Source organism: Streptomyces sp. NPDC044061 (assembly GCF_056434305.1).
The window spans coordinates 131,816-147,797 of record NZ_JBWKFL010000022.1; the positions used below are offsets into that span (position 1 = coordinate 131,816).

Here is a 15,982-nt window from a genome sequence, read left to right on the forward strand (position 1 = left end):
TCGGCGGACGCGGACCGCTGACGTCATCCCGAGGTGTGGTCGCTCATACAGCGACGGGGGTGCCAAAGAGTGGCAGGGCGTGGCGAGTACGGAAGCTGAGGGTGTGGAGGGGGCCCGTCAGTGTCCGTCGTCCGGCGGCAGGCTGGGCACGTCGGCGCGGAAGAGGCTGACCAGCAGCCCGTAGGGCCGGCCCTGCGCGGAGTTCGTCGGATGCGGCTCAACGGTCATCGCGCGCAGCCGGGCCTCCAGCGCGTGTGCCTCGGCGTCGGTGAGCCAAAGGTGGCGCAGCGTCGTGTGGGAGGCCTGGCCGGGCTCGGCCGGCAGCATCTCACCGAGTGCGGCGTTGATCAGGAACTCGGGACCGACCGCCGCGTCCTCGTGCAGTTTGAAGCCGCGGCTGACCAGCGCGAAGTACTGCTCGGTCCCGCCGCGCACCTGACGACTCTCGGCCAGCCGCACCAGTCCGGCCTCGCGCAGCACGCGCACGTGATAGCCGATGGTGCCCTTGCTCATTCCCAGCACTTGGGTGAGCTGTCGCAGCGTCGCGGGGCGCTGGCGCAACACATTGACGATGCGGTGACGCAGCGGGTGCCCCAGTGCCTTGAACTGCTCGGGCGAGCGCAACACGAGGTGGTCCCGGCCCTCCGGAACCTGCTGGTCCTGGTCGGCGCCGCTCCCGTGTGGGGGTGGCTCTTCTTCTGCCATGGACGAAAGTGTCCAGGAACCTAAACGCTTTTGACAACTTCAACGCGGCGGCCACACAATCCCGAAGAGGAAGTGGCGAGGATTCTCGTCACTTGATCACGGGAGAACCAAGGAGTCCGATGCCCCTCGCCACGGCACGTGTCGCTACCACCCGCCCCGCCCGCTACGTCAAGCAGCTCGTCTCTCACATGGGTCACAAGGCCACCACCGCCCTCACCGCCGACGGCCGAGGCACGATCACGGTCGCCGCCGGTACCTGCGCTCTCACCCCCCATCCGGACTGGCTGGAGCTGACCGCCACCGCGGTCGACACGGAGTCCCTGGCACGGGTCCAGGATGTGATCACCCGCCATCTGCTGCGCTTCGCCACGCAGGAAGAGCTCGCCGTCGAGTGGACCGGCCCGATCGACGGCGGCGAACTGGAGCCCACCGCCCCCGTCGTCGGCGACTACCTGCTCCGCCACCACACCCCGGCCGACGACGTCCTCCGCGAGCTGGCCGTCGCCACACGCGAGGCCGCCGCCGGCGCCGCGCACATGCAGGTCTCCTCCGACGAGGGCACGCTGCTCACCATGCTGACCCGGCTGGCCGGAGCCCGCTTCGCGGTCGAGGTCGGGGTCTTCACCGGCTACTCGGCCCTCTGCATCGCCCGCGGCCTGGCCGACGGCGGGCGACTCCTCGCGTGCGACGTCAGCGAGGAGTGGGCCGCGATCGGCCGGCCGTACTGGGAGCGGGCGGGCGTCGCCCACCTGATCGACCTGCGCGTCGCCCCGGCGCTGGACACGCTGCGCGCGCTCGACGCCGAGCCGGTCATCGACATCGCGTTCATCGACGCCGACAAGCACAACTACCCCGCCTACTACGAGGAGATCGTGCGCCGACTGCGTCCCGGCGGCCTGGTGGTCCTGGACAACGTCTTCCTCGGCGGCCGGGTCCTCGACCCCGCGTACCAGCAGGAGCACCACCTGGCGATGCGTCGACTGAACGACCTGATCGCCGCCGACGAGCGGGTGGACTCGGTGATGCTGCCGGTGCGCGACGGGGTGACCATCGCCCGGCGCCGCTGAGGCGCTGCCCGCATGCGACGACTCGAAGACCCCGGAGCGAGCCGGCCGACGGCTCGCTCCGAACGAGACAGCCTTGGCCGACGGCCGCCGCCATCCGGGACCGCGCGGGTGCGACAGCGCGCGCCGGCGGCCTGCGCGATGGAGGGCCGGCCACCGAGGGACAGTGGTGTCGGCATCCGAAGGACAGCGCTGCCATGTACCTGCCCGGGACCCGAGCTGCCCTGTCCGGAGTTTCACCAGACTGACGGCGGGAAACCCGGCTCCGGCGAGCAGGCGAGCAGGCGAGCAGGCGAGCAGGCGAGCGGCTGACGGGGAAGGGGCTTCCGACCCGGCCCGCTGGACGGTGGGTCATCGAGCGAAGGAGCCGCGCATGGCATTCGACGAAGTGGTCGGCTCCGCCGTGGTGACCGGAGCGTCGTCCGGAATCGGCGCCGAGTACGCGACCCGGCTGGCCCGGCGGGGCTGGGACCTGGTTCTGGTCGCCCGGCGTGCCGAGCGGCTCGACGCCCTGGCGGGACGGCTGCGTGAGGAGATCGGCGCGGCGGTCGAGCCGATGGTGGCGGACCTCGCCCGGCCCTCCGACCTGGCCCGGGTCGCCGAGCGGGTCGCCGCCGACGACGTGGCCCTGCTGGTGAACAACGCCGGAATCAACGGATACGGGCCCTTCGCCGAGGTCGACCCCGGCCTGCTCACCAAGGTGGTCGACGTGAATGTCGTGGTGCCGACGGTGCTGACCCGGGCGGCCGTCCCCGGCATGGTGGGGCGCGGCCGGGGCGCGGTCGTCAACGTCGCCTCGCTGCTGGCGTTCGCCGGCGCCCTGCCGCCCGGTCCACTTCCCCACCGTTCCGTCTACGCGGGCACCAAGGGTTACGTGGTCACGTTCACCAGGACCCTCGCCGCCGAACTGGCCGGCACGCCGGTGCTCGTCCAGGTCGCCTGCCCCGGCCTCACCGCCACCGAGTTCCACCTCGGTACTGGTGAGGCTCCCGTCCCCGGGGAGCCACGGGTCCACGACGAGGTCGGGATGCCTCCCGCCGACGTGGTCGCCGCCTCCCTCGCCGCCCTGGAGGGCCGGGAAGTGGTGTGCGTGCCCGACCTGTCGAACCCCGAGGCCGTGGCCCGACTGGCCGAAGCGGAACTCGCCCTGCGCAACGGCTCCGGTCCCGCTCTGGCCCCCCGCTACCGCGCGACGGAGCGCTCACACGACTGATCCCAGCCGCGGGCCCGCACAGGGCAGCGGGAAGCACTCGGATGCGTTGCGTTGCGCCGCCGGCGGCCGAGGGGGCCTCAGTCGTTCGTCGGCTCCGCACCTGTCGACTGCCGCTTCGGCGTGCGCAGCAGGCGTAGGCCGACGAGGCTCTGGAGCGTCATCGCGGCGGCTGCCGTGGCGGTGACCGCGAAGCCACCGCGTGCCCCGAGCGAGTCGATCGCCCAGCCGCAGACCGACGCCGCGGCGGCCGAGCCCGCCGCGCCGACGGAGCCGAGCCAGGAGAACGCCTGGGTCAGGACGGCCTGGTGGACGGCTGACTCGGTGAGCACGGGGAAGAGCACCAGCAGGGGTTGGATCGTGGCACCGGTCAGGACGACGACCAACCCGAGCCCGAACGGTGAGCCGACGGTCGGCAACAGCAAGGTGCCGAGCATCAGCGCACCGGTCACAGTAAGCAGTTGCACCGGTGGTGCGGCACGCCACCGGCGCAGCCCGTACAGCCATCCGGCCAGCAGACCGCTGCCACTGGAAACGGCGAAGATCGGGGCCGCGGCGCCCGGTGCGCCGTGCTCCACGACGAAGGCGGTCACCGACAGCTGCATCGCACCGAAGAAGACCCCGAGGGCGAGATTGAGGCTCATCAGTACGAAGACCGCGCCGCGCAACAACGACTGGTCCGCACGGGCGTGCGCGACCGTGTCGACCGCCGGTGACGGCGCGCTGCCGTGCTGCGCCGCGAGGACCAGACCGCCCACCATCGTCAGGGAGGCTGCCAGCACCGTCCCGGCCACGGAATGTCCGGCCGCCGCGAGTGCGCTGACCGACGTAGGGCCCACGAGGTAGGCCATCGCGTTGCTGACGGACTCCAGCGCGAAAGCGGTGGGCAGTTCCGCCGCTCGGGCGGTGCGGAGCAGCGCCGCCCAGCGTGCCGCGGACATCGCGGTGAGCTGGGGAACACTGGCTCCGACCAGCGCACCGCCCAGGGCCATGAGGGCGGCGGGAGCGTCTGCGGCGACCAGGGACACGAGGACGGCCACCGCAACGGCGTGGGCGAGCAGTGCGGGTGGCAGGACGCGGGTCTGCCCGAACCGGTCCACGAGCCGGGCCAGTTGTGGCGCCACGAGCGCGTCGGTCACCGCGAACGCGCCGCTGACCAGGCCGACCGCGGCGAAGGTGCCGGTCCGGTCGTGTACGAGCCAGACGATGCTGAGGCCGGTCATCGCGACGCCGAGGCGTCCGAGCGATGCCGGCCAGAAGAATGCTGCGGCCCCCGGGGTACGCAGCAGGGAACGGTAGTTCGCCGATGGCACGGCGAGTCCTTTTCGCTGCCCGGCGGGACGGCACGCCTGGGTCGTCGGTGCCCGAATGTACCGACCCGTGGTCGCCGCCTGGAACCGTCCAGTGCTGGTACGGAGAGGGGGCACGTCCCCCGCACCGACTCCGTCACCGGGCAGAACTCTCGATGTGCTGTTGGTGGTTGTGATCGCGTCGATTCTCATCGCCGGGGCCGGAGATGTCCATCACGATGCGGATCGGGACCTTTACGGTCGCGGTAGGACCGCTCGCCCCCCCGGCGAGTCGGTCTGGCGCACTACGTGCCGTACGGCTGGTGACATGTGTTGTCGTACACCATGTTCACGTGAGATTGGATGATGGGGCGAGCCATCTGGGCGTAGGCCTTGACCTGGGGGTTGTTGGTGGTCGCAATCTCATGGTCGATCGTGGCCAGAGCCTCCTTGTGACCCTGGAACATCATCCTCAGCCAGGTCGCGTCGTATGCGGTCGTGTGCGCCTCGGACGCGACGGGAGCGAACATGGCCTGGTCGGCCTTTGTCGGGCCGCTCGGAAGCCGGACGCCCAAGGACGCCGCGACCGGCTTGAGTCGTACCTCGAGCTGCGCGTGGTTGTCGTGCAGGACGCGGCCGACATCCTTGACGCACTCCATGGTCGCGTTCTGCTGGGCGTTGCTCCCCGCCGCTATCTCGCTCACGTTGACGTTGCCCATGAACTTGACGAAGTCTCTGTCGCGATGGGTGTCCGCGGGGGTCGTACCGTGAGCGGACGCGATTCCCGCTGTTCCACCCACCACGCACATGGCGGCCAGAGCCATCATCACCGATCGGTTGCGCTGTTTCATTTCTGACAGTCCTTTCTGGAAGCCACAGGTACCAACAGGAGCCAATTCCAACGTGGTTACCTGTCCGGCTTTCAGCGTTCCGTGTCGCCCCCCGGCGTCGTGTCCTCCATCCGGCGGGTGTTCCGGAGGAACCACCACGGCCGACCGCGGGACACACGCCTCCTCCGGGCAGGTCCGGGCTGCGGCCCCGACCGGGTGAGTCGGGAGGCGTAACGGGCGCGCAGCGGCGCCTTTCGGCTCCGGGAAATGTCAGGCGGGCGGGAGCACTGATCGCTCCCGCCCGCCAAGGGGCGTGTGCCGCGCTGCAATAGCGGGCTCCGGCTTCGGTGTCAGTAGTCGGCGTTGTCGTAGATGTCGACCCAGATGGTCTTGCCGCGTCCGTTGGGGGAGTTGCCCCATTGGGTGGAGAGGTAGTCGACGATGTTGAGGCCTCTTCCGTGTTCGGCGTGCTGGTTGGTTTCGGCGGTGAGGGTGATGGGTTGCGGGACGGGCGGGGTGGGGTCGGTGTCGCGTACTTCGAGGCGGATGTGGTCGGGATATTCGCGGAGACGGAGGTCCACGTCGCTGTCGGCGTGGATGAGGGCGTTGGTGACGATTTCGGAGGTGAGGAGCTGGAAGTTGTCGATGTGTTGGTCGAGACCCCAGGTGTGCAGGCTGTCGGTGATGAACTGGCGCGCTGCTTTGACGGCGTGGAGGTCGTGCCGGTGGAAGGTGGTGTGGGTGATGCGGCGGTTGGGGCCCGGTGTGGGTCCTTGGTAGTGGGCGAGTAGGAGGGCGATGTCGTCACGTTGCGTGTACTGGGTGGTGGCCTCGTGGATGAGATGGTCGGCGAGTTTGTCGAGGGATGTGGGCTGGGGCGTGAGCAGGGTGTGCGTCCAAGGGGCGGTGTCGGGGGCGGGGGATGTGGTGAGGCCGTCGGTGTGGAGGAGGAGAAGGGTGTCCGGGGCGAGGGTTGTCTCGGTGGTGCTGTAGGCGTGGTCGGGGTTGATGCCCAGGGGGATGTTGGGAGGCAGTTCGGGGGTGTGGATGGTGCCGTCCGTGGTGCGGATGAGCGGATTGGGGTGGCCGGCATTGGCGATTTCGGCCAGTCCGGTGGGGATGTCGAGAGTGATGAGGCAGCAGGTGGCCATGAGGTCGGTGTCGAGCTCGTTGAGGAGGCGGTTGGCGCGGGCCATGACGGCGCCGGCGGAGTGGCCTTCGGTGGCGTAGGCGCGGACGGCGCTTCGGAGTTGCCCCATGACCACGCAGCTTTCGATGCTGTGACCTTCGACGTCACCGACGACGAGGGCGATGCGCCCGCCGGGCAGGGGGATCATGTCGTACCAGTCGCCGCCCAGGCCCGCGGTGGAAGGCGCGGGTATGTAGCGGGCGGTGGTGGCCATGCCGGGGATTTCGACGATGTCGCGGGGCAGCAGCTTCTTCTGCAGGTTTTCGGCGAGTGAGCGTGCGTTTTCGCCGAGGGTCGCTCGTTCGAGAGCGGGGCCGAGGATGTCCATCATCATCATGGTCACGGCGCGCTCCTCGGAGCTGAAGGCCCGCGGTCGGTCGAAGCCGAGGGTGCAGACGCCGAGGGGGCGGTTGCTGAGGATGATGGGCAGGTGGACGGTTGCCTCCAGGTCGTCCTCGACGGCGTGGGGGTAGGACGCGAGGAGGGTGTCGCGGTCTTCGAAGAAGAGGGAGGTGTGTTTGAGCAGGGCGTCGGCGTCGGGGCGGTGCGAGGTGGCCGCGGCGCCGTGGAGGAGTCTGAGGGCGACGGTGGGATAGCCGCTGTGTCCGGTGACCCAGAGCCGGCCGTCCTTGAAGGTGCTGACGAGGAAGGCCGTGGCGTTGAACGGTGTCATGATCCGTGTCCGGGTGACGGTCATGACGTCGCCCACGGTGGTGGCCTCGTTGAGTTCGGCGGCCAGCTGGTGCACCTGGTACATGAAGCTGACCTCGGTGGAGCCGGGCAGGCCGGGCAGGCCCCACCCGCTGTTGGCGGCCGCGGGTGTAGTGGCTCGTGGCTGGTAGAGCGGCAGCAGGATGGGTTTGGTGCCCGCTCGCATGGAGATGCCCTGGCCGGTCATGGCGTACAGGGTGCGCCCGACACTCATCGTCTTGTACGTCAGCCACGCCACTTCGCGTGCGTTGAGGAAACGTGTGCGCGGTGGGATCCAGAGGAAGGTGAGCACGCCGAGGCGGCCGCCCGGTGTGTCGAGGGGAAGGGACACCACCGAGTAGGGGAAGGGCACGCGGCTGGCGAGTCTCAGGTCGGGGGAGCGGGGGGTGGGGAAGCCGGCCATGGTCATTTCCCCGGTGCGGAACGCGGCGGCCGTGGCGTAGGGATCGCCCGTGTCCAGCTGTTCCGGCATGGTGAAGATCGCCGGCTGGGCGCCGGCGATGAGCACGGTCCGCAGCGTGTGCTGGTCCTCCGCCAGCAGGTAGGCCAGGCCCGTGTTCGCCCCGAGCCGCTGGATCACCTCCTGCAGGATGGTGGCGAGCGCGGCGTCACGGTGGAGGGTTGCATATGTGTCCGTCTGGTTCATGATCATGTCCCGGGTCGGACACCCGTTTGGGAAAAGGGTGAGACTGGTGTGTGGGGGCTGTTCCTTCATGCTCTCTCCGGCCCGGGGCCCGCGCATCTGCCTGGCCTCATGTCGCCGGGTGGCGGGCTGAGCAGACGGCATGATCGGCGGCTGTCGTGGCCGGCCCGCGGCCACCGTGGGGCCGTGAGCTGCGGGTGTGAGTTCTGGGCCGTGAGCTGTGGGCTGCGGCTGGTCAGGGCTGGGGGCCGGGATCCGGTGCTGGTCGCGGGCGGCGGCGGACCCTTGCCCGGGGCCGGCGATTGGGAGTGCCGCAGCCCTGCTGCCGTGCCGAGCGTCCCGCTGCCACGGCGAGGACGTGAGAGGAGGCGCTGCCGGTTCAGACGGCGGCCAGGGCGGGGACGCTGCTGGAGGACCAGTCGGGGGGAACGATGAGTACGGGGGCTGCGGCGTGCCGCAGGCAGTAGAGGTCAGGCGAGGGGCGCAGCCAGGCGAATGCCTGCCGGTAGCGCAGGCCGACCACCAGCAGGTCGTCCGGGCCGTTGGCCAGGCCCGCCAGGACCGGTCCCAGCAGGCCGCGCTCCACGCGGCGCTCGACCACCAGGTCGTCGGGGAGCGCGGCGCGCTTGCAGACACTGTTGAGCATCCTGTGCGTCGATGCCTTGTGTGAGGCGTCCAGCTCGGGGCAGGGGTGGGCGCGCTCGGCGACGTCGCCCCCGTACGGGGCCCACACCGCCACGACCACGAGGACGGTACCGCGCCGACGGGCTTCCTCGGCCGCGCACCGCAGTGCCGCGACGCTTCCCTTCTGGTGGTCGATGCCGACGATGACTCGCGCGTCGTGGCTTGGTTCGATTCGCATGACACTCTCACTTCACCTGCTGGGCGGGCTGGAACCTTGTAGTCACGACGCTAGGACCGGCGCGAGGTGCGGTGAGTCCTGCGACTGGGGGAGCGGGTGGACGACTCCTGTGTCCTCCGCTCGGCACCGCGGCCCGGCCGCAGCAGCCGTAGCCGTGTGTGACCGGCGCTGCCGGATGCCGTCAGGGCCGACAAGGGCCCGGGCGCCACGGCCGACCGCGCTCGACGTCGGTCGGCCGGGTTGCCTCGGCCTCACACGCCGATCGCTCCGTCGATGCGCTCCCGCAGCAGGTCCGCGTGGCCGTTGTGGCGGGCGTATTCCTCGATCATGTGGATGAGGACCCAGCGCAGCGACACCGTTCCGCGCCAGGAATCGTCACCTGCTGCGTCCAGGTCGGGGGCCTCGGCGACGAACCGTTCGGCGAAGGCCACCTCGCTCCGCCAGGCCTCCCACGCCGCCGCGACGGTCCCGGGGTCGCCCGAGGCGCCGTCGAAGTCCCCGTCGGGGTCGGCCGTCGAGGAGAAGAGGGCCGGCGCGTCCTGCCCGGCCAGGACCCCACGGAACCAGCGGCGTTCCACGTCGGCGAGGTGTCGGACCAGGCCGAGCAGCGAGAGCGTCGACGGCTCCACGGACCGCAGGGACAACTCCGGGCCCAGGCCCGAGCACTTCAGCTGCAGCGTGGCGCGCTGGGCGTGCAGGACATCAACGAGCATGCGCCGTTCGTCGCCGGTGGTCGGGCCGGTGAACCGGTCAGCGCCGCCGAACAGTTCGCCTCTTCTGGTGGGTTCGCTCATGTCCGCCCTTCGGTTCATGGTTCGCGCCTCTGCGCGCGGCCGCGACCGCCATGGTCGCGTACGGCGTCGTGCAGCCGGCTTCGCGGTCAGCGCCCGCTCGGTGCCGGTGAGTTGACCGGGGTCGAGGCGGCGCGCAGGCGGCGCATGGCCAGCTCGTCGGCCGCCTGCGCCGGGGTCCGGCCGTGGCGTTGTGCGGTGTCCAACAGGTCGTCGACGGTGTCCTCGATGGCGCGGACGCGTGCGCGGGCCTCGTCCGCGCTGACGTGGTGGAGCTCGGTGCTGATGGCGTTGATGACTCCTCCTGCGCTCGCGACGAAGTCCGGCACCCAGATGATGTCGCGGTGGTGCAGCAGGTCCGCGACGTCGGGAGTGGCGAGTTGGTTGTTCGCCGGCCCGACCACCGCGCGGCAGCGCAGCTCCGCCACGTTCTGCCTGGTCAGCAGGGAGCCGAGGGCCGCAGGGACCATGATGTCCACGTCCGCGGCGAGTATCTCGTCGGGCGAGCGCCAGACAGCGTCTAGCTCGTCGGCGGTGCCGCGCCTGCCCGGGTCGATGTCGGTGACCGTCAGAGCGGCGTCCTCCGCGGCCAGGAGGCGGGCGAGGCCGGCGCCGACGCGGCCCAGACCGACCACGGCGAGACTGCGACCCGCCAGACTCGCGGTGCCGTACAGCCGTCGGCTGACGGCCCGCAGCGCGGCGAGCGTCCCCCGCGCGGTGTGCGGGGACGAGTCGCCGCTGCCACCCAGATGCGTCGGCCGGCAGAACACGTGGGAAGTGGTCTCCCCGATCAGTGCCATGTCGTCGGGGCCGGTGCCGACGTCCGGACCGGTGGCGTACGCCCCGCCGAGCGAGTCGACGACGTCTGCCACGTCACGCAGCACCTCGTGACGTCGGCCCGCTTCGAGTTTCATCCCCTCCGGCAGGACCACGACGGCCTTCCCTCCGCCGCTGCTCAGACCGGCCACGGCGAACTTGGAGGTCATCGCGGCGGACAGGCGAAGGGCGTCGGCGAGGCCGTCCCGCCAGTCAGGGTAGTGCCAGAGCCGGAGGCCACCGGCTGCCGGACCGAGTGCCGTGGAGTGAATGGCCACGATCACCGGAAGCCTCGAGCGCCGACCGGTGCGGATCGTGACTCGCTCATGATTGAGCATGAGCCTGCCGTCCCTTCGGTTGTTCGGTCAGATGAAGTCATGCTGCACGAACGATTCACAGGATGCGGTTCCGACCGAACGTCTGAGTGAAGATGGGCTACGGTTGTCGGCCATGGACGAACTTGATTCGGAGATTGTCCGGCTCCTCCAGACAGATGCACGGCAGTCCAACCGGGAGCTCGCCCGGCAACTCGGCATCGCCCCCTCGACCTGCCTGGAGCGGGTGCGGGCGCTCCATCGCAGGGGCGTCATCCGCGGCTACCACGCCGATATCGACCCCGCGGCACTCAACCGCGGTGTTCAGGCGCTCGTGTCGGTGCAGGTACGGCCCCTCAGCCGTGTTGTCATCGACGCCTTCAAGGGCTTCGCCAGCGGCCTGCCGGAAGTCCTGCACGTGTTCGTGCTCTCCGGAGGCGACGACTTCCTCCTGCACGTCGCGGTGCAGGATCTCGACCACCTGCACGCCTTCCTGACCGACCGGCTCAGCAAGCGTGGTGAAATCACCGGATTCCGCACATCGGTCATTTTCCAGCAGGTGAGCAACACCGCCCCCGCACGCCTTCCCGCGCCGGACTAGTGCTGCGACTGGAAGGTCCATGTGCCCGCGTGGACGGGGGAGTTGGTCGGCGTGGGCCAAGGGCAGTCGACGGTGACCGGCCGGGTGTAGTCGATGCCGGGCACGTCGAAGCCGTACAGGTGCTGTACCTGGGTGCGGAACCAGTCGACGTCGGCCAGGCGGCCGATCGTGCGGGTGGTGGCCGCATTCCACCGCTCGGCCACTTCGGCTGCCACCGGGGCGGCGAGTTCCCGGGTGTCCAGGCGCAGGCGTCTGTCGTCGTCGAGTGTCAGGGGCCGGCCGGAGGCGAGCTGGTCCCACAGCTCGACCAGCTGGGGGAGTGGCGCGGGCAGGGTCTCGCCGAGAACGCCCCGGAGCAGGGCCACGTACAGGGCGATGGTGGGGATGGCGGTCGAGGACTGGGTGACGGCCGCACCGTTGACCGAGGTGAGTGCGCGTCCGCCGACGCGTTCGGCGAGGCGGGCGTCGAGGTCGTGGGCGGTGGCTTCCAGATGGGCCTTGGCCGCGCCGATGGTGCCCTGGCGGTAGATGGCCGCGGTGACCGGCGATCCGAGGTAGGACAGCGCGGTGGTGGTGAAGCCGTCGGCGAGCAGCTGCCGGTCGCCGAGATGGTCGATCCACCGGGCCCAGTCCGCACCGCCCATGACGGCAACGGTCTGGTCGATCTCGCCGGGTGAAGCGGGGGCGACTTCGATCTCCTTCACTTCTGGTGCGCCGTGCTCGTCGAAGACGAGGGTCTTCGTGCGGTGGGGTGAGCCGATCGGCTTGAGCACGGTGGCGTGGGTGACGCCGGTGGTGGGGTCGGTGCGGCGCGGGGCGGCCACGGCGTGGACGAGGTAGTCCAGACGGCGTGCGAACCGCTGCTCGAGCAGGGAGGCGACCTGGTCCTTCGTCGAGTCGGCGAACGCGTCGCCGTTGAGGAAGACCATGTCGCGGCCGTGCCGGCGGGCCAGGTCGCTGACGGCGGCGGTGCGGTACCAGCCCGCCGTGGCGGTCCGCCGGCCGGGCGGCTTCTCCATGCAGACGCCGATGCCCCGGATGCCGGCCCGGGCCAGACCGGCGATCGTGGCGGCGAGCCCGTAGCCGGCCGAGGATCCGACGATCAGCGCCACCGGCGCGGTGCTGCCGAGGGTGGAAGGTGCGGCGGGTACGGAGGCCCACATGTCCTGCACCAGTCTCCGGCAGCCGGCCGGGTGGGAATCGACGCTCAGGAACCCGCGGCCCCGGGGATGGATGACGCGACTGCTCACGCTCATGTCCTTCAACTCGTCCTTCAACTCACGTTCTTCGTCACGGAAAGGGGGTCTGGTACGGCGCACCGGCTGGGTCAGGTGGCACGGGCCCGGGTCAGGTCGTGGGCTACGGCCGACGGGGCGGGCCGGGTGTTGTGCGGGTTCTGCTTGCCCAGGTCGAAGGCGTACAGCCGCGACCAACTGTTGGGGAAGATCCTCAGCAGGGTGGACAGGAACCGGTAGCGGGCCGTGGGGATGGAGACGACTTTGCCCTTGCGCAGGTCGGCGAGGGCCGTTCGGACCAGGACGGTGATGTCGACCCAGCCCCAGTCGGTCTTGTCGGGGATGTCGGCCCTGTGGTTGAAGTCGGTCCTGACGTCTCCCGGGCACAGTGCCATGACGTGCACGGGGGAGTCCCGCAGGGCCTTGCTGTAGGCCATTTCCTCGGTGTGCCGCAGGACGGCGGCCGTGCTGGTGCCGTAGAGCGAGTTCGTCCAGGCGGGTGCGATGCCGCAGACGCTGGAGACATTGACGACGTCGCCGCTGCCGCGCTCGAGCATGGCCTTGAGGGCGGTCAGCGAAAGGTGGATCTTGGCGACGGCGTTGACCTCCAGCATGTACATCTCGTCGTCGACGGGGTTCTGGGTGGCGCCGGTGCCGTAGCCCATGCCCGCGTTGTTGATCAGCAGGTCGACGGGCCGGTCGGCGTCGGTGAGGCGGGCCGTGACGGGGGCGCGCCCTTGTGCGGTGGACAGATCCGCGCCGAGGATCTCGATCCGGCTGCCGTGGCGGCCGGTGAGCCGCGCCGCGAGGTCGTGCAGTTTCGCGGTGTCGCGGGCGACGAGGACGAGGTCGTGGGTGGGGGCCAGCCGGCGGGCGAATTCCGCACCGATCCCGGAACTGGCGCCGGTGATGAGAGCGACCGGCATGGCACATCCTTCCAAAGAGCAGGGGAGCAAGAGCAGGGGTGGGTGGGGGTCAGGCGGCCCTGCCGAGCCGGTAGGGCCGGCAGGGCTCGTCCTCGAGATGGGGGTATGCCTCGCGCAGGGCGACGAAACCGTCGACGATCGTCTTGATGTCCTTCGCGGTGAAGCCCGCGGTGGCGCTCACCCGGAGCATGGGCTCCTCGACGCCCGGCGCGATGAAGGTGTTGGTGTAGATGCCGTGCCGGGACAGCAGCCAGTTGTGGGCCTGGACCGTACCCACGGTGTCCCGGTGGCGGCGGGCCTTGTCGCGTTCGAGGGCCTGGCGGCGCGGGCTTTCGTCGGTGACGGCCAGGACGTCGGGCGCGGTCGCGGAGCGGAACAGGCCGCGCAGCGAGATCGACACGATCGGTGTGACGCCGGTGGCGTGGAAACCGGCCCGGTTGAGCTGACGGCGCAGAGCGTCGGCGTTGGCCTTCGCCCTGCTGCCCCGATACGTCTCCTCCTTCATGATGTCCAGGGAGCTCTGGGCCGCCGCGATCAGGGCGGGGGCGAGGCGAGTGCTGGGATCGGCCTGACCGCCGGTGTCGATCTTCTCGATGATGTCGGTGCCGGCGAGCAGGAAACCTCCGGTGGAGCCGAACGCCTTGGAGAAGGTGCCGCTGATGTAGTCGACCCGGTCGGCCAGGTTGAAGGCCGCGGCGGTGCCCCGGCCCCCACCTACGACCCCGATCCCGTGGGCTCCGTCGAGGAAGATCTCGGCACCGAACTCCCGGGCCAGATCCACGATCTCGGGCAGAGGGGTCAGGTCGCCCTCGACGGAGTAGGCGCCCTCGACGACGATGAGGAGCCGCTCGGTGTGCTTCGTGGCTTCCGTGAGTTTGCGGCGCAGATCGGCCATGTCGTTGTGGGCGAACCTCGCGGTCCGCCGTGGTTGGCCCAGGCGAATGCCGTCGCGCAGCGACGCGTGGGAGGACTTGTCACTGATGACGGTGACGTCCGGGTTCATGCGGATGATGCGGGACAGGCCACGCAGATTGGCCAGGTAGCCGGCGGCGAAGACCATGCCGGCCTCCTTGCCTGCCCAGGCGGCAAGCTCGCGTGCGAGTGTCCCACGCATCGTCAGATAGTCGTTCCACCGGCCCGTTTCCATCCCCCGGCCGATGACGTCGTGGTCGCCGGCATCGGTGTGAGGCCGCACGGGGCGCAACGGCCGGCGGTGCCGCCTGGCAGCCAGCGCCGTACGTGCCGCCGCCGTCAGCAGCGGGGGAAGACCGGCGGCGAACATTCGGGTCTGGCACTGCGCCGTCAGGTGCTTGACGATGTCACGGGAGGAAGCGAGGTAGGCGCCGGCAGAGCCGAGCGTTCCATCGAACGTCCCCACGAGGCAGGAGATGCGGGGCGCCATGCCGACCAGCGCGGCGGCGCCCTCCCTGGTGACCACACCGGAGGCGTCGTGGAGGAAGATCTCGGCGCCGAATTCCTCGGCGAGATCGCATATCTCCCTCAGCGGCAGCGAGCTGCTGCGGCCGGGTTCCGTACTCTCCAGCACCACCAGGATGTGCTCGGTGTGCCGCGCAGCTTCCTCCAGCGCCCTGCGCAGCGCACCCAGATCGTTGTGCTCGAACCACGCCGAACGCCCGGGGCGCGCCATCCGGATGCCGTCCCACAGCCTCTCCTGAACACTGTCGTCGGCGATCACGGCCGTGTCCCGGTGGAGCATGAGCAGCTGCGCCAGCGGGCCCACCGCGGCCAGGTCGTCGGCGGTGAACACCAAAGCGGCCTCCTGGTCCACCCAGGACGCGATCTCCGCCTCCAGATCGTTATGGATGCCGAGGTAGCCGTTCATCGGCGGGGCACCCGTCATGCCGACCCCGTACAGCTCGACGGCCTCGTGCGCGGCCTGCCGGACACTCCTGTCGCAGGAGAACCCCGGGGGCGCCCCGGGCGTGGAGGAGGGAACACCGACGCCGTAACGGTCGATCGCCTCATGTGCCGCCTGCTGTACCCGCGGATCGGTGGCCAGGTCGAGGTAGTCGTTCCCGGCGGCGAGGAGGGCCGGCACGCCGTCGAACTCGATGGCGTGACCGCTCTTCGCCGTCACCTGCGGGTAGTAGGGGTTGCCGATGGCGACGAGCGTGTCGACCTTGGCGCAGACGTCACATCCGGCGGCAGCGTGCAGTGTCATGGAATTCTCCCTGGGGGACGCGTTTTGGGTTCAGAGCAGGCATGCCGTACGGCACGTCTTCGATGGTTCCGGCAGCGCGCGGACCCCCGGGTCCCCCGATCGGCCGACCCACCGGTTGAACGGGCACGCCGACCGGCCCGGACAGCGGCAGCCGGCGGCATCTTCCGGATGTCGTCTCCGTCACGTGACCCACGACGGGCGCCCCCTACGACCACCACTGATGCATCAATGGAACAATCGTGGGCATTTCATTCATTGGACGGATGAAACAGGCGCTCTCTACGTTCGGGACATGGCTCTCACCGACACCAGGCAGCCCGTCTCCCAGGGCGCCGCACCCACCGTCCCCACCGCCGGCACCCTTGATGCCGCCGACTCCCGCATGGCCCCGGGCGCGTCCGGTTACCCGCGGATGCGTCTGGCCCTCTTCCTCGCCGGTGTCGCGACCTTCGCGATGCTGTACTCCACGCAGGCCCTGCTGCCGTTGATCTCCGGGGAGTTCGGGACGGCGGCGAGCGGGGCGAGCTGGACGGTGGCGGCCGCGACCGGCGGTCTGGCGCTGTTCGTGCTGCCGATGAGCGCCCTGTCCGAGCGCTTCGGCCGCCGCAGCGTGA

13 protein-coding genes and 1 pseudogene are annotated in these 15,982 nt (G+C 70.2%); 4 read left to right on the forward strand and 10 right to left on the reverse strand.

Annotated features, from left to right (window positions below):
• Positions 1-117 precede the first annotated feature (117 nt).
• Positions 118-705 carry an ArsR/SmtB family transcription factor gene (locus tag AC07CM_RS31845; protein WP_478879932.1) on the reverse strand — a complete coding sequence of 196 codons (588 nt, stop codon included), beginning with the start codon at positions 703-705 and terminating at the stop codon, positions 118-120.
• A 119-nt stretch (positions 706-824) separates the two neighbouring features.
• Between AC07CM_RS31845 and AC07CM_RS31850 the strand changes: the two genes are divergently transcribed.
• A complete protein-coding gene (locus tag AC07CM_RS31850; protein ID WP_478879933.1) occupies positions 825-1,772 on the forward strand; it encodes a DUF2218 domain-containing protein in 948 nt (315 codons plus the stop codon).
• A 370-nt stretch (positions 1,773-2,142) separates the two neighbouring features.
• The gene (locus tag AC07CM_RS31855) at positions 2,143-2,982 is read left to right on the forward strand and encodes an SDR family NAD(P)-dependent oxidoreductase (RefSeq protein ID WP_478879934.1); all 840 of its coding nucleotides are present in this window, start codon (positions 2,143-2,145) and stop codon (positions 2,980-2,982) included.
• 77 nt (positions 2,983-3,059) lie between these two features.
• Here the strand turns inward: AC07CM_RS31855 and AC07CM_RS31860 are convergent, their stop codons facing one another.
• The 6 genes from AC07CM_RS31860 to AC07CM_RS31885 all read right to left on the reverse strand — a co-directional run bounded on the left by AC07CM_RS31860 (position 3,060) and on the right by AC07CM_RS31885 (position 10,448).
• Entirely contained in the window at positions 3,060-4,292 is a 1,233-nt protein-coding gene (locus AC07CM_RS31860) for an MFS transporter (protein ID WP_478879935.1), read from the reverse strand.
• A gap of 281 nt (positions 4,293-4,573) precedes the next feature.
• Positions 4,574-5,119, reverse strand: coding sequence for a DUF4142 domain-containing protein (locus AC07CM_RS31865; protein ID WP_478879936.1), 546 nt, complete (start codon positions 5,117-5,119; stop codon positions 4,574-4,576).
• A 329-nt stretch (positions 5,120-5,448) separates the two neighbouring features.
• Positions 5,449-7,644 (reverse strand): ATP-binding SpoIIE family protein phosphatase, encoded by a 2,196-nt coding sequence (locus tag AC07CM_RS31870; protein ID WP_478879937.1) that lies wholly within the window; start codon positions 7,642-7,644, stop codon positions 5,449-5,451.
• Between the two features lie 376 nt (positions 7,645-8,020).
• A complete protein-coding gene (locus AC07CM_RS31875) occupies positions 8,021-8,503 on the reverse strand; it encodes a universal stress protein (RefSeq protein WP_478879938.1) in 483 nt (160 codons plus the stop codon).
• 251 nt (positions 8,504-8,754) lie between these two features.
• On the reverse strand, positions 8,755-9,297 hold the full coding sequence (locus AC07CM_RS31880) for a DinB family protein (protein WP_478879939.1): 543 nt from the start codon (positions 9,295-9,297) through the stop codon (positions 8,755-8,757).
• 86 nt (positions 9,298-9,383) lie between these two features.
• Positions 9,384-10,448 (reverse strand): Glu/Leu/Phe/Val family dehydrogenase, encoded by a 1,065-nt coding sequence (locus AC07CM_RS31885; RefSeq protein ID WP_478879940.1) that lies wholly within the window; start codon positions 10,446-10,448, stop codon positions 9,384-9,386.
• A 112-nt stretch (positions 10,449-10,560) separates the two neighbouring features.
• On the opposite strand from AC07CM_RS31885, the gene AC07CM_RS31890 reads away from it, so the two are divergent.
• Positions 10,561-11,025, forward strand: coding sequence for an Lrp/AsnC family transcriptional regulator (locus AC07CM_RS31890; protein ID WP_478879941.1), 465 nt, complete (start codon positions 10,561-10,563; stop codon positions 11,023-11,025).
• On the opposite strand, the gene AC07CM_RS31895 is transcribed toward AC07CM_RS31890, so the two are convergent.
• The 3 genes from AC07CM_RS31895 to AC07CM_RS31905 all read right to left on the reverse strand — a co-directional run bounded on the left by AC07CM_RS31895 (position 11,022) and on the right by AC07CM_RS31905 (position 15,368).
• Positions 11,022-12,275, reverse strand: coding sequence for an enoyl-[acyl-carrier-protein] reductase FabV (locus tag AC07CM_RS31895; RefSeq protein WP_478879942.1), 1,254 nt, complete (start codon positions 12,273-12,275; stop codon positions 11,022-11,024). The two genes, AC07CM_RS31890 and AC07CM_RS31895, sit on opposite strands and share 4 nt — an antisense overlap.
• Positions 12,276-12,352: 77 nt before the next feature.
• Positions 12,353-13,186 (reverse strand): SDR family NAD(P)-dependent oxidoreductase, encoded by an 834-nt coding sequence (locus tag AC07CM_RS31900; protein WP_478879943.1) that lies wholly within the window; start codon positions 13,184-13,186, stop codon positions 12,353-12,355.
• 49 nt (positions 13,187-13,235) lie between these two features.
• Positions 13,236-15,368, reverse strand: coding sequence for an aminotransferase class I/II-fold pyridoxal phosphate-dependent enzyme (locus tag AC07CM_RS31905; protein WP_478879944.1), 2,133 nt, complete (start codon positions 15,366-15,368; stop codon positions 13,236-13,238).
• Positions 15,369-15,660: 292 nt separating this feature from the next.
• Here AC07CM_RS31905 and AC07CM_RS31910 point away from each other — a divergent pair.
• A pseudogene (locus AC07CM_RS31910) lies at positions 15,661-15,982 on the forward strand (MFS transporter); the annotation flags it as partial.

What these genes read in the sequence shown, in the direction of transcription:
- AC07CM_RS31845 (WP_478879932.1), bottom strand. Translation starts at nt 705, where the DNA reads ATGGCAGAAGAAGAGCCACCCCCACACGGGAGCGGCGCCGACCAGGAC.
- AC07CM_RS31850 (WP_478879933.1), top strand. Translation starts at nt 825, where the DNA reads ATGCCCCTCGCCACGGCACGTGTCGCTACCACCCGCCCCGCCCGCTAC.
- AC07CM_RS31855 (WP_478879934.1), top strand. Translation starts at nt 2,143, where the DNA reads ATGGCATTCGACGAAGTGGTCGGCTCCGCCGTGGTGACCGGAGCGTCG.
- AC07CM_RS31865 (WP_478879936.1), bottom strand. Translation starts at nt 5,119, where the DNA reads ATGAAACAGCGCAACCGATCGGTGATGATGGCTCTGGCCGCCATGTGC.
- AC07CM_RS31870 (WP_478879937.1), bottom strand. Translation starts at nt 7,644, where the DNA reads ATGAACCAGACGGACACATATGCAACCCTCCACCGTGACGCCGCGCTC.
- AC07CM_RS31875 (WP_478879938.1), bottom strand. Translation starts at nt 8,503, where the DNA reads ATGCGAATCGAACCAAGCCACGACGCGCGAGTCATCGTCGGCATCGAC.
- AC07CM_RS31880 (WP_478879939.1), bottom strand. Translation starts at nt 9,297, where the DNA reads ATGAGCGAACCCACCAGAAGAGGCGAACTGTTCGGCGGCGCTGACCGG.
- AC07CM_RS31885 (WP_478879940.1), bottom strand. Translation starts at nt 10,448, where the DNA reads ATGCTCAATCATGAGCGAGTCACGATCCGCACCGGTCGGCGCTCGAGG.
- AC07CM_RS31890 (WP_478879941.1), top strand. Translation starts at nt 10,561, where the DNA reads ATGGACGAACTTGATTCGGAGATTGTCCGGCTCCTCCAGACAGATGCA.
- AC07CM_RS31900 (WP_478879943.1), bottom strand. Translation starts at nt 13,186, where the DNA reads ATGCCGGTCGCTCTCATCACCGGCGCCAGTTCCGGGATCGGTGCGGAA.
- AC07CM_RS31905 (WP_478879944.1), bottom strand. Translation starts at nt 15,368, where the DNA reads ATGACACTGCACGCTGCCGCCGGATGTGACGTCTGCGCCAAGGTCGAC.